We start from the raw sequence: 13,634 nt of genomic DNA on the forward strand, positions 1-13,634 counted from the left end.
CCGTACAGAAGCCAGACTAGGTTGTTGATTTATACACGGACCGATCAGGATTATTGAAAAAAATGTTGGATAAACTTTCATCTGTCACATTAATAGTAGATAATACGCGACCTTTAATTCTCAATCGGGCAATCTCAACGCGCATTTTTGCGTAGATCGACTAGGATCACTGAGGGCCAACTTCACTGAGTAATAATATGAGCATCGAAAAGTTAAGAAATATCGCGATTATCGCGCACGTAGACCACGGTAAAACAACGCTTGTAGACAAGCTACTTGAGCAATCAGGTACACTACAGCAGCGCGGTGGTAATGAAGAGCGAGTGATGGATTCAAACGATCTTGAAAGAGAGCGTGGTATCACCATCCTTGCAAAAAATACCGCAATCAAGTGGAACGACTACCGTATCAATATCGTAGATACTCCGGGACACGCCGACTTCGGTGGTGAAGTAGAGCGTGTTCTTTCGATGGCTGACTCAGTATTACTACTAGTTGATGCACAAGAAGGTCCGATGCCACAAACGCGTTTCGTAACGCAAAAGGCGTTTGCTCAGGGTCTTAAGCCTATTGTTGTAATCAACAAAATCGACAAGCCGGGTGCTCGTCCTGATTGGGTAATGGACCAAGTTTTTGACCTATTCGATAACTTAGGTGCAACTGACGAACAGCTAGACTTTAAAGTGATCTACGCATCAGCAATCAACGGTTGGGCAACACTTGACCTAGATGAGCCGTCTGACAATATGGAACCAATGTTCCAAGCTATCGTAGACGAAGTTGAAGCGCCTAACGCGGATCCTGAAGGTCCGTTCCAGATGCAAATTTCTCAGCTTGATTACAACTCATACGTAGGTGTTATCGGTGTTGGCCGTATTAAACGCGGTTCAGTTAAGCCTAACCAACAGGTGACTATCGTCGGTGCTGATGGTAAAACACGTAACGGTAAAGTAGGTCAAGTACTTGGTTACTTAGGTCTTGACCGTCATGAGGTTGAGCAAGCAACTGCAGGTGATATCATCGCAATCACAGGTCTTGGCGAACTGAAAATTTCTGACACTATCTGTTGCCAGAACAATGTTGAAGCATTGCCTCCGTTATCTGTTGATGAACCAACAGTAACAATGACTTTCTCTGTAAACACGTCTCCATTCTCAGGCCAAGAAGGTAAATACGTCACCTCGCGTAATATCCTTGAGCGTCTAGAAGCTGAGCTTGTGCACAACGTTGCACTACGTGTTGAAGAAACCGATAACCCAGATAGCTTCCGTGTATCTGGTCGTGGTGAACTTCACTTGGGTATTCTGATTGAGAATATGCGTCGTGAAGGCTACGAGATTGCAGTATCTCGTCCAGAAGTAATCCTACGTGAAGTTGATGGTCAGCTAGAAGAGCCGTACGAAACAGTAACCATTGACTGTCAAGAAGAGCACCAAGGTTCTATCATGGAGCAGCTTGGTCTGCGTAAAGCAGAAATGACTGACATGTCTCCAGATGGCAAAGGTCGTGTGCGTATGGACTTCATGATGCCTGCACGTGGTCTAATTGGTTTCCAAACTGAATTTATGACGTTAACATCTGGTTCTGGTTTGATGTACCACACGTTCTCACATTACGGTCCACACAAAGGCGGTAACATTGGTCAGCGCAAGAATGGTGTACTAATCGCGAATGCAGCAGGTAAAGCGCTAACAAACGCACTATTTAACCTACAAGAGCGTGGTCGCCTATTCATTGGTCACGGTGTTGAAGTGTACGAAGGTATGGTTATTGGTATTCACAGCCGTGATAACGACCTAACGGTAAACGCGCTTAAAGGCAAGCAGTTAACCAACGTACGTGCATCTGGTACTGATGAAGCACAAAACCTTGTGCCACCTGTTGTTATGTCACTAGAGCAAGCGCTTGAGTTCATCGATGACGACGAGCTTGTAGAAGTAACACCTGAAAGCATCCGTATTCGTAAGAAGTTATTGACTGAAAGCGAGCGTAAACGCGCTAGCCGCCAAGCTAAATAATAGTTAACCTGGACTTGGGATAACAACTTATCTCGAAAGCAGGTTACTTAGAATACAAAAAACGCCGCAAAAATTGCGGCGTTTTTTTGTATTCCATTTTCCAAACCTAAAACAAACCGTATTCTTCCGTTTCTTCGGGCTCATAGCTTTGTAAATGTTCAGGGCGGAAAATGGCACTGGGGTCAATCAATACGCTGTGGCGTTTTCCCATCTTGACCAAACCTTTCATTAACTTTTTGGTTTGAGCATCTATCTCAAAACCGATACTGGTCATTTCCTGCAGTGATTTAATATCGCTTTCGTCACAGTGAACGTTATCTTCGACCTTGTCGACTAGCAAACCGATATGCGGACTTTGGCCATCTTGAGTGGTAAAAACAATAATGGGTTTATGGTCGAGCATGATTTGGTCACGGGCGGATTCAAAAAGTCGCATCAGCTTATTAAAGGTGGTGCTCTTTTCACGAGCGAGCGTTTCTATGGCCTGTTGTTTTTGCCCTTGTGCGCACATCATCAACAGTTTATCTGCTAATGAATGGAGTTTTTCATGTGGTTCTTCGAAGCGTTTTAGGAGCGCTTTTAGGTCGTCATTTTCAGTTTTGAAGCCGTAAAACCACTGACCAAAGGCGCATTGTTTAGGATCTTTAGCTTTAGTGAAGGGAACATCATTAAAAATACTTGCTTCTAGAGCGTGTAGCCATTCTTTATGGTCTTCTTCTCGCTTTTTAAGCATGTCTACAAGTTCTTGGTTAGTCTCATAAGAAGAACGTTTATTGAGGATGATCCCTAAATCGAATATGGGAGTGGGTATTCCCATATAATCCTTAACACCAAGGAAGCTTGGGTTGTCATTAGGTAGGTCTGTTAAGTTTTCTTCGTAGCGCTCAGTTAATAGAATATCGAGGATTTGCAGTGATATTGTTTTTTTCCCGACGCGAAAGTTAATTAAATCCATGTTAGCCTCGCATATGGTCAGTATCAACTAAGCATAGAACATTATTGGAAAAAGGAACGGTAAACTGGCAATTTCTTTTGCGCTGGCTGGAGCATAAATACCTCTTGAATAACGGCGTTATGCTCCAACTCCTGTTGTAATGCGGTTAGTAGGCAGTCACTATCAATGGGCAGGTCACATTGCTGGATTGCAGTCGTTAATAAGTAGGCATTGAGATAGCCTTCGAATACCTGCTCATTTTGGGACAGGGTGGTATTACGAATTGCCTCGCGAAAAGTGTCACAAAGCTTACCTTTACAAACCGCAGGATCAGGTACCACTTCGGTGACCAATACCTTTGGCGTGCCATTTAGTCTGGCAAACAGCTCATTGGAGGAGGCAAATGAAACCGTAGCGTATTGTGTTTCAAGGCCAACCTCTATGGCACGATTAATAAACTTGGACAGTGGCGTGTAGGTGCCGACCATAGCTAGGCCCTCTATTTGATGCCGCTGCGCTTGTCCAAGGGCTCGCTCTATATCATCAGTATTGCGCCTAAAACGTGTTATCACAACGGGCTTTAATCCACGTTCAGAAAGCGCTCTGGTGAGGCTCTTTTCTACGGTTAGACCAAATTCATCGGCTTGAATGAGTAAACCCACCCGCTGTAGTTTTTGTTCATCGATAAAGTAGCGGATGATATCTTGTGCTTCTTTATTGTAGCTAGTGCGAAGGTTAAACACTTTGAAAGTATTAGGATCTTGAAGAAACTCAGCGCCAGTATATGGCATAAGAAAGGGGACCTTAGAGTGCTCCAAAATAGGCTTTATGGCATAAGATGTGGGCGTGCCCATAACACCAAATAATGCATCGACTTTATTTTCATAAACGAGCTTACGAGCATTGGTTACGGTTTTGTGTGGCTCATAGCCATCATCCAACACCTGCAACTCAATTGCAGCGGCGTTATCGGCTTTATGCTGGTTATAAAAGTTAAAATGTAGCTCGGCACCAGCCCTTAGTTGTTGACCTATCTCTTTTGCAGGCCCAGAAAGTGCGGTGGACATACCAATTTTCACAACAGGTTGAGCGGAAGCTGTAAAATTTAGTACAGCAGAAGCAAAAACGAATAGTAAAAATTTAACACCGAAAATACTCATATACTTGCCGCACTGTCTCTCTAAGCGTTGTGGTGAGGGCTTTTTTACCAGATAACCCAAGCAAATTAAGTACGACTTGGGTCGAATGTTGCTGTAATATTAGACGAATTACTAATGCTTTGGAAACTTTAGTTAAGTTTTTAAGCAATCGAGGATCGGTTGTGATCAGCTGCCATAAAAAAGGACATACTTGTTGCTCGACCGGATTGCTGTTACGTAGATAGCACAAATAATCCAGCTGTTCACTAGTTATGCTTTTAAAGGGCATTGTAGCTAATATAGCGGCAACCACCTCAGTATCAAGTTGTTGATAGTGCGAGCGTAACTGATAGAAAAAAGCTTGTTTAAATACTTGAGTATAGGTGTTGTCTAATTCGCCTCTGACTTTTTTAAGCATCAAAACTGCGTACTCGCCACTGGCTTTATCTTGCTTAAACCCTAGTTTCATTGGCTGATAGTGACGCTGTGACCAAAACGAAAGCAACGGCGCTGTAAGACCAAAACTGGTTCCTATGTAACTGATATCTTTTGATAATGTGGTTTCAAAAGAAGCCAGTAGGCGGCGGCCAATTCCTTGCTGTTGTACATCTGGGTGTACGGCTATTCTAACGACTCTAGCGCTTTTTTCGGTGACAAAGCGGTTGTCACCAAAGCTTGTCGTTAGCTGCTGCGCCATGAGATGGCCTGCGGGCCTTCGCGTTCCTACCAGAATATCTCCTGCGAGATCTGCAGCGAGTCCGCCTTCGATAACAGCAAGGCAAATGCCTACTAGCTCGTTATTGCAAAATGCGCCCTGTAAGTGGAGATCGGGTGCATCTAATAATTGCCTTAAATCATCCACGCTGGTTTGATAATGTGCTAATACGAGTAGTGAAAATACTTGCTCAAGTAACGAGCTATTTTCTAACAACTCACTCTGTGCGATAGCACGCATTGTGGTTGGCGAGGTGAGTTGGGGTGATGTCGCTTTACACTCGAGTACAAATAAATCCCTGATCTGCCGCTCCAACGGATCATCCGATGCGTAGCGAATAGGAGTCGACAAGGTGAAGTTAAGATAACTTGGGTAATGTGATTCCAAGTAGCGCTTAAACCGCAATGTGTAGCCTCTACCATTACCCTCATAACCAACTATGGTACTGGAAAAAATGCAGCGAAAACCAAATTGAGCGACTTGTATTAAAAATGGAACTGGCAAGGCGGCTGCTTCATCCACCAAAATAACCGTATTGCTATCAAGCGTAGAGGCTTGTTGTAGTAACGCATCTGGTGCCAGATAGCTGAGATTAGCCAGCTTCTTTGTTTTTACCTCAACCTCGGTATTGAGTGCTTGAGCAAGCATGTCAAAGCAACTATGTAGAGCATGGAAATGGCGGCTACAAATAACAAATTGTTGTGTAGGGTGCTTTGATGCCAAGAGGCCCAATAGCGCGCTCTTCCCCCGACCTCTATCTGCGCTCAGTAATACAGGTTTTTGCCGGTTTTCCAATGCTGTGGAGAGTTGTGCCAGTACGTTTTGTTGCTCTTCAATACCGCAAACCGCTGAACTTGCAGCAAGATACGCTGAGGGCAGTTGAACCCCAAAGTGCTCGCTGATATGCCAAGCTGGTTGTTGCTGCCAGAGTTGCTGCCACCTTTTTAAAAAGTAGCTATGTTTGGGTATTTGCCCCTCAGAGCACCAGCGGGTAATTGCAGGGTCTAGCCAGTGGTCGAGTGCATCTAATTCGGGAAGTAACAACAGCAGTAAGCCGCCTGCCTTTACAGTGCCCGCCGCAGCTGCGATTTTGTTAGGCACAATACCACTAAAGCCGTCGTAGACTAAGTTGCTAAATTCTTGTCCGAGTATTTGGTGTAAATGCTCAGGCCAAACGGCATTTTCTAATGCCTTACTGCTACTTAGGATAAGATTATCGTTTGAGTTTGCTAGTAGCTGCTGACACTGCGCGTAGCACCAAGCTTGGCTGCCGGTGATAAGCAAGAGTTGCCGATGGCGCGCATCGGCAAGCTGAGAGCGTAATAGCGGCAGATTAGAGTGCTTGAAGTCTTGCATAGGCGGTTACTAACCACTTACTACCAACATCATCAAAGCTAACTTGAATGCGTGACTGAGCACCAGCACCTTCATAGTTAAGCACTGTGCCTGCACCAAATTTGGCATGCAGGACACGCTGGCCTAAATTAAAGCCGCTATCTTCAAAAGTCGCATGACTGATTGATGGGCTGAATCGACCCGAGTTAGCAGGGCGAGAAATTTGTGTTTTAATCCGAATTTCTTCCATGCAGTCTTCAGGAATTTCACGTAAGAACCTTGAAGGGCTGTGATGTTTTTCTTGACCATACAAGCGGCGGCTTTCTGCGTGGCTAATGTAAAGCTTATCCATGGCACGCGTCATACCGACGTAGCACAAGCGGCGCTCTTCTTCCAAGCGGCCCGACTCTTCATTACTTTGCTGCGATGGGAACATGCCTTCTTCCACCCCAACCATAAAGACCAGTGGGAACTCGAGACCTTTGGCTGAGTGCAGCGTCATCATTTGTACTGCGTCTTCATGCTCGTCAGCCTGGCCTTCGCCTGCCTCCAAAGAGGTATAGGCTAAAAAGCCTTGTAATGGTGAGGTAAAGTCTTCATCGATAGGAAGCTCATACTGACCACAAGCACTGATCAATTCTTCCAAGTTCTCCACTCGAGCGCGGCCTTTTTCGCCTTTTTCGGCTTGATACATTGCCATGAGACCTGACTGCTCAATGGCTGTCTGTGCTTGCTGTGCCAGTTCAAGTTCTGCAATTTTATCGTCGAGCTGCTCGACTAGTTCAATAAATTTTGTCACCGCTGTAGCAGCTCTTCCTGCTAAATGCTTTTGTGCAAGCACGGCTTTGGCTGCATCCCAAAGTGAGAGTGATTCGTGACGCGCACAATCGCGAATATGGCTTAACGTTTTATCGCCAATACCACGGGCAGGCGTGTTTATCACACGCTCAAATGCTGCGTCATCATTGCGATTGCTGATTATACGAAGATAAGACAGGGCATCTTTAATCTCTTGGCGTTCGAAGAAACGCATACCGCCATAAATACGGTATTTTAACCCTTCTTGAAGTAGGGCTTCTTCTAATACTCGGGACTGTGCGTTGTTTCTGTAGAGTACCGCGCTGTCGCTGAGCGCATTGCCAGCCTGTAACCAAGATTTAATTTTGCCAACCACAAAGCGTGCTTCATCAAGTTCATTAAAAGCGGCGTAAATTGAAATTGGCTCGCCTTGGTTTCCGTCAGTCCAGAGACTTTTACCCATTCGTTCCGCGTTGTTTTCAATGAGCGCATTGGATGCTTTTAGAATGGTTGCAGTAGAACGATAATTTTGTTCAAGTCGGATCGTCTCGGCGTTAAAGTCGTCCAGAAAACGTTTGATGTTTTCTATTTTTGCACCACGCCAGCCGTAAATACTTTGGTCGTCATCACCTACGATCATGATATTGTTGTCACTACCTGCCAGCAGGCGCAACCACAAATATTGAATGCTATTGGTATCTTGGAACTCGTCCACTAGCATATGGCGGAAGCGTTGTTGATAGTGACGTAGCAAGGTAGGTTGTTGCTGTAATAGCTCGTAGCAGCGCAATAGGATCTCAGCAAAGTCAACAAGACCAGCTCTATCACAGGCATCTTGGTAAGCACTATATACATTCAACATCAGCTGTTCATTGACATCATATGCTTGAATATCTTTGGGTCTTAACCCTTCGTCTTTACGCGCGCTGATGTACCAGCTTAACTGCTTAGGTGGCCACTTTTTCTCATCGATATTCATGGCTTTGAGCAAACGGCGGATCATTCGTTGCTGATCATCGCTATCTAAAATTTGAAATGACTCTGGTAATTTAGCTTCACGGTGATGGGCGCGTAGCATGCGGTGGGCAAGGCCGTGGAAAGTGCCTATCCACATACCACCAACAGGGCCATTGAGCGTCGCTTCAACACGAGCACGCATTTCTTTGGCTGCCTTATTGGTAAAGGTTACCGCGAAAATACTAAATGCAGAGGCCTGCTCAACTTGCATAAGCCAAGCTATACGATGAACGAGTACTCGTGTTTTACCTGATCCCGCACCTGCGAGCACTAGCATGTTTTGCAGAGGTGCGGCGACTGCATCGCGCTGTTTGTCGTTGAGGCCGTCGAGTAATTCTGATACGTCCATTGCTTTGCCTATTTGCTCAAATGATGGCAAGTATACCGAGTCGCTGCCGTAAATCCCAGCATATCGCAAAGCAAACCTAATTGAGTAAAGGTAACATTATGATTTATAAAGAAACATAAACTGGTTTTTTATACAGTATTTATGTTTATTTTTGCAAAACGTCCTTCAACCGGTTTTGTACTTCTGTTACCAATAAATCGGGCTGGAACTTTGATAGAAACGCATTACAGCCCACTTTTTCGACCATGGCATGGTTAAAGCTGCCACTGAGTGAGGTATTGAGAATGACATAAAGGTCTTTCAGGCGACTGTCGTTGCGAATTTCATAGGTCAGTCGGTAGCCATCCATGACGGGCATTTCTGCATCGGTGATCACCGCAAGTAACTCTTTTTGTACGTCTATACCTTCGTCGGCCCAGTGCTTTAATACATTGAGCGCCTCTTGACCGTCAGTTGCCGGGATGATTTCTATGCCCAATTGTGCCAAGGTATCGGCAACTTGACGACGAGCGGTCGGCGAATCATCGGCATGTAAAATTTTACGGCCATGAAACTCATTGATGATATCTTTATCTAGAATGTCTTGCGGGATCTCAACTTTGTATTCAACGATTTCGGCAAGTACCTTTTCTACATCGATGATTTCAACGATGTGTTCAGCGCCGTCACGTTTTATTTTAGTCAGTGCGGTGAGGTAATGGTTACGGCCAACAGACTTAGGAGTTGGCATAATATCGGACCACGTAGTATTGACGATTTGGTCAACTTTACCAACTAAGAAAGCCTGCACTGAGCGGTTGTACTCTGTGATCACTAAGTTACAGTCTTTGTCTCGGTCGCATGGCGGCATGCATATCGCTTGTCGTAAATCGATAACCGGAATAGACTCGCCACGGATGTTGGTTACGCCACACACTTTAGGGTGTGCATTGGGCATTTTGTTAAGATGAGGGAGCTTAACAACTTCTTTTACTTTAAAGACGTTGAGCGCAAAAAAGTGGCGGCTATGAAGATGAAACAATAGCAACTCTAGGCGGTTTTCACCCACCAGTTGTGTGCGTTGATTTACTGAGGCCAATACGCCAGCCATGTTAACCCCTCATTACTTCTTGTAACCTTTTCTAAGACTATATCAAAGAAGTCGATATGTCGTGTTGTTTTTTGGCTAAAATCTGCAGTAAGGTAGCAGTATGTATTTGATAGGGAAGCAATATGCCTATAATTTTTAAGCGTTTAGTTGTTTTGATGCGGGCTCATGTGGATAAGGCCAGCTGGCAACTGTTATTTATGGCAACGCTCATTCATATGTTGGTGACTTGGGGGTTGTTATGGCTCAGCAATGAATCGGCATTATTGCCACTGAGCACGTTCTTTTATTACTACGTGGTGACGACTTCAACAGTTGGCTACGGAGACTTTAGTGCAACAACGGATTTTGGCCGTTTAGTCGTTGCCATTATACAGATCCCATTTGGCCTTGCGCTATTTGGTGTGTTATTGGGAAAAGCTGGACAATTTGTGACGTATTGGGTGAGAAGAGGCATGACAGGGGAAAAAGATTTTGCACATTTGCAAAACCACATCGTAATTTTTGGTTGGCATGATGTGAGAACGAAAAAAATGGTGGATTATATTCTAGGTGACAATAAGCGCGAAGATAGAAAAATCGTATTGGCGGTCACCGAGGCCATGGAGCATCCGCTGTTGAGTTATCCGGAAGTCGCATTTGCGCGTTTAACCAGTTTTACTGATGACGAACAGTTAAGCCGGATCAACATCGAGCGGGCTGACAAAATCATCATTGATGGCGATGATGATAATCAGACATTTACCACCGCGCTAAAGCTTAGCCGAGTAGTAAAACCCGAAGCGCATATTAGCGCGCACTTCTTGGACGATAGCAAAGCACTGCTTTTAAGAGAGCATTGTAAAAATGTTGAATGCTCAGCATCTATGTCTGCTGAAATCTTAGTGCGAGCCATGCAAGATCCTGGCTCAAGCCGAGTACAAGAGGAATTGCTGTCGACGCTACACGGCGATACGCAATTCAGCTTAGCCTTACCAGCAGAGGTAAGCTGTTTAACCTTTGGTGATATTTTTGGTTATTTTAAACAGCATCATGATGCGACGCTGCTCGGTGTTGCGCACGATATAAATGCGCTAAATATGGATCTAAACCCACCTCTGGATTACAACATTACAGGGGGAGATATTTTGCACTATATTGCACCGCAACGGGTGCTTGCATCAGAGGTTGACTGGTCATCACTATGTTCGAAGAACTCTTCTTGATGATTGCAATTGTATGCGCTTACTTACTTCCTGTCGCTTTAGTTGCAGGAAGCAAGCGCAGCAAAGGGCATGAAAAAAACGGCTGGCTGATAGGAACGCTACTATTTTCTTGGGTCGCTTTGCTGCTATATATCAGCATAGTGCCTAAACACGGACGACAAAAAGGCAAAGCAAAACGTTAGCTTTGCCCCGACATCTCTAAAATAATCTGCCACTCAGGTTCGATGATGGGCATGATGGATAATCGCCCCCCTTTTTTTAGAGCCAGTTCGGTGAGCGCAGTGTTGGCTTTTATCGCCTGCAGGGTCACCGGGCGTAGGTGCTGCTCGTATGCTAGAGTGACGCCTACCCAGCGAGGGCTATCGGTGCTTGATTTGGCATCATAATAATCACTACTTAAGTCAAATTGGTGTGGATCTGGCTCTGCTGCTTTCACCACTTTGGCAATACCGACAACCGCAGGCACTTTACAGCTTGAGTGGTAAATAAACACTGAGTCACCCACCTTAACCTCATCGCGCAGGAAGTTTCTTGCCTGATAATTACGAATTCCCTCCCAAAAAGTTTGCTGCTCAGGCGCGTTTTTTAAGTCATCAATGGAAAATGCATCGGGTTCTGTTTTAAACAGCCAATAAGCCATATAGGTTAGTCCAATAGTTTGAGTTATGATGTATTATACTCATTTGAGCAATATACTTGGTTTGCTACCAGTCCGTGTCTTACTTGGATTTGGTAAAAGTATTATCTCATTATAACGACTATCGCCAGTTCTACTAGACGTTCGGAGTGCAACATGAGTCAAGTGTTACAAAATCTGTTGGATTTACTCAGCCTTGAAGAAATTGAGCAAGGGATATACAGAGGTCAAAGCCAAGATCTTGGTTTTCCTCAAGTGTTTGGAGGTCAGGTGATGGGGCAGGCGTTGTCTGCGGCAAAGTACACCTTACCAGAAGGGCGCTTTGTTAACTCGCTGCACTCTTACTTTTTGCGTCCTGGTGATGCGAGTAAGCCCATTGTCTACGATGTTGAAAATATTCGTGATGGTCGAAGTTTTAGCACACGTAGGATCAGTGCCATTCAATATGGTAAGCCGATATTTTACATGACAGCCTCTTTCCAAGGTGACGAGCCTGGCGTTTCTCATCAATCTTTGATGCCGGATGTGCCAGAGCCTGAAACGTTAAAGTCATCACTCCACTTTTATCAAGAACATGCAGACCTCATTCCTGAATCACTTCGAGCTAAATTTACGCAAGAAATGCCGCTGGATATGCGCCCTGTAAACTTTCAAAATCCATTTAAACCCAAAAAACAGGATCCGGTGAGAAATGTTTGGTTTAAAGCCAATGGTGACATGCCAGACGACAGAAGGATCCATAACTATTTACTGGCTTATGCCTCTGATTTTGAATTCTTACCAACGGCACTACAACCACACGGTTTGTCGTTTATGCAGCCTAATATGCAAGTTGCAACAATAGACCATGCGATGTGGTTCCATCGTCCGTTTAGAATGGATGAGTGGATTTTATATAGTGTTGATAGTCCAAGCGCGTCTAATGGCCGGGGCCTAGTACGTGGCCAATTTTTCAACCGCCAAGGTGAGTTGATTGCATCGACCATTCAAGAAGGCGTGATGCGTCAGCGCTAATTTGTTGGAAAGTGTTCGGCGATTTGCTAACGGTGATCTTACCTGCTGCTTCCAGTAGCATTAAGCGAATCACAAGCTTACTGATTTAATAACTTATTGTTAATAAAGGAGCTATAGTTTTTTTGATAGCCACTCCTCTAGTCGTTTACACCACTTTTTCTGATGCGGCGCTCGGTTTGATATTTCAATGTCTTTAACACCCCAGTCTAGATGTAGCGTGATTGTATTGTTCTCAAACAAAAATTAACACTAAAGTCAGCGAAATTAATCTACATTAATATCAACAAAACGACTCGTCGCGTCGCAGACAGACGCTTAAGACTCTAGGAGAATGATAATGAATAAACCGCTCGCCACAGTAATTGCATTGACGTTTGTCGGATTAACCGCGGGTTGCGCAACGGAAGCATCAAGAACGGTAGAAGCGCCAAAAGTGGCCTCATATAACCAGGCTTACAATGGCCCAAAAAGCCAGTTAGCGGTTGGTAAGTTGCAAAACCGTTCAGCTTTTCATAATGGTGTGTTTAGTTCAGGACCGGACCGCTTAGGCTCTCAGGCAAAAACTATTCTGACCACACACTTACAGCAGAGCAATCGCTTTATTGTTTTAGATAGAGAAAACATGACTGAGATCGCCCAAGAAGCTGGGTTTACTGGTACAAAACAAAGCATTAAAGGTGCTAACTTTGTTATTACGGGAGATGTTTCTGAGTTTGGTCGAAAAGAAGTAGGTGATAAACAGCTATTCGGCATTTTAGGTAAAGGAAAATCGCAAATTGCTTACGCTAAGGTAAATCTTAATATCGTTGATGTGACCAGTTCAGAAGTTGTTTTCTCAGTGCAAGGTGCTGGTGAATACAGCTTGTCTAATCGTGAAGTGGTTGGCTTTGGTGGCACTGCTGGGTATGACTCAACGCTTAACGGCAAGGTACTTGATTTAGCCATTCGTGAGGCGGTTAACAACTTGGTTAGCGGCATCGAGAAAGGCGATTGGAAGCCTCTATAAATAATCTCACAGCTAATCTAAATCTTAGGTAAATTATGAAGCAAACGATATTTGTGGCGACTTTACTATTGATATTATCTGGGTGTCAGAGTACGGCACCCCAATATTATTACGGTTCTTACGAACGTAACCTTTATGAGTTCTTTCGAGGTGACGGACAGTCCCTTGAGGAGCAGGTCAGTCAATTAGAGTCAAGCATAACGCGCGCCGAAGCAGCTCAGGTCAGCCCAGCACCAGGCATGTATGCGCATCTCGGTTACTTATACTTGATGCAAGGGGATGACAGAAAAGGGTTTGCCTATTTTGAAAAGGAAAAACAACTGTATCCTGAGTCCAAGCAATATATCGACTTTTTACAAAAAAATGCGCAGGGAGAATAA

General features: G+C 44.5%; 12 protein-coding genes. 6 read left to right on the top strand and 6 right to left on the bottom strand.

What is annotated here, in order from left to right; genetic code table 11:
• Positions 1-197 precede the first annotated feature (197 nt).
• Positions 198-2,018 (top strand): translational GTPase TypA, encoded by a 1,821-nt coding sequence (gene typA / locus CWC29_RS17540; RefSeq protein ID WP_138524610.1) that lies wholly within the window; start codon positions 198-200, stop codon positions 2,016-2,018.
• A 106-nt stretch (positions 2,019-2,124) separates the two neighbouring features.
• Here typA and CWC29_RS17545 read toward each other — a convergent pair whose 3' ends face one another.
• From CWC29_RS17545 to CWC29_RS17565, 5 genes are all read right to left on the bottom strand, one after another.
• Positions 2,125-2,973, bottom strand: a complete 849-nt coding sequence (locus tag CWC29_RS17545; RefSeq protein WP_138524612.1) for a CZB domain-containing protein — start codon at positions 2,971-2,973, stop codon at positions 2,125-2,127.
• Positions 2,974-3,014: 41 nt separating this feature from the next.
• The gene (locus CWC29_RS17550) at positions 3,015-4,019 is read right to left on the bottom strand and encodes an ABC transporter substrate-binding protein (RefSeq protein ID WP_235956605.1); all 1,005 of its coding nucleotides are present in this window, start codon (positions 4,017-4,019) and stop codon (positions 3,015-3,017) included.
• Positions 4,020-4,092: 73 nt separating this feature from the next.
• Positions 4,093-6,162 (bottom strand): GNAT family N-acetyltransferase, encoded by a 2,070-nt coding sequence (locus CWC29_RS17555; RefSeq protein WP_138524616.1) that lies wholly within the window; start codon positions 6,160-6,162, stop codon positions 4,093-4,095.
• The gene (gene uvrD / locus CWC29_RS17560) at positions 6,140-8,305 is read right to left on the bottom strand and encodes a DNA helicase II (protein ID WP_128725636.1); all 2,166 of its coding nucleotides are present in this window, start codon (positions 8,303-8,305) and stop codon (positions 6,140-6,142) included. Before uvrD ends, CWC29_RS17555 begins: the two co-directional genes overlap by 23 nt.
• 145 nt (positions 8,306-8,450) lie before the next feature.
• Complete coding sequence (locus CWC29_RS17565) at positions 8,451-9,395, bottom strand: chemotaxis protein CheV (RefSeq protein WP_138524618.1); 945 nt, start codon at positions 9,393-9,395, stop codon at positions 8,451-8,453.
• A gap of 122 nt (positions 9,396-9,517) precedes the next feature.
• On the opposite strand from CWC29_RS17565, the gene CWC29_RS17570 reads away from it, so the two are divergent.
• Complete coding sequence (locus CWC29_RS17570) at positions 9,518-10,597, top strand: potassium channel family protein (protein WP_128725634.1); 1,080 nt, start codon at positions 9,518-9,520, stop codon at positions 10,595-10,597.
• Positions 10,597-10,779, top strand: a complete 183-nt coding sequence (locus CWC29_RS17575; protein WP_095728599.1) for a hypothetical protein — start codon at positions 10,597-10,599, stop codon at positions 10,777-10,779. The genes CWC29_RS17570 and CWC29_RS17575 overlap by 1 nt, the downstream gene beginning before the upstream one ends.
• Here the strand turns inward: CWC29_RS17575 and CWC29_RS17580 are convergent.
• Entirely contained in the window at positions 10,776-11,237 is a 462-nt protein-coding gene (locus tag CWC29_RS17580; RefSeq protein ID WP_128725633.1) for an EVE domain-containing protein, read from the bottom strand. The genes CWC29_RS17575 and CWC29_RS17580 overlap by 4 nt on opposite strands.
• 153 nt (positions 11,238-11,390) lie before the next feature.
• Here CWC29_RS17580 and tesB point away from each other — a divergent pair, with 153 nt between their 5' ends.
• From tesB to CWC29_RS17595, 3 genes are all read left to right on the top strand, one after another.
• Positions 11,391-12,248 (top strand): acyl-CoA thioesterase II, encoded by an 858-nt coding sequence (tesB, locus tag CWC29_RS17585; RefSeq protein ID WP_128725632.1) that lies wholly within the window; start codon positions 11,391-11,393, stop codon positions 12,246-12,248.
• A 337-nt stretch (positions 12,249-12,585) separates the two neighbouring features.
• Entirely contained in the window at positions 12,586-13,254 is a 669-nt protein-coding gene (locus CWC29_RS17590) for a CsgG/HfaB family protein (RefSeq protein WP_128725631.1), read from the top strand.
• A 35-nt stretch (positions 13,255-13,289) separates the two neighbouring features.
• Positions 13,290-13,634, top strand: coding sequence for a DUF4810 domain-containing protein (locus CWC29_RS17595; protein ID WP_128725630.1), 345 nt, complete (start codon positions 13,290-13,292; stop codon positions 13,632-13,634).

The organism is Pseudoalteromonas galatheae, from assembly GCF_005886105.2.
Classification (GTDB): Bacteria; Pseudomonadota; Gammaproteobacteria; order Enterobacterales; family Alteromonadaceae; genus Pseudoalteromonas; species Pseudoalteromonas galatheae.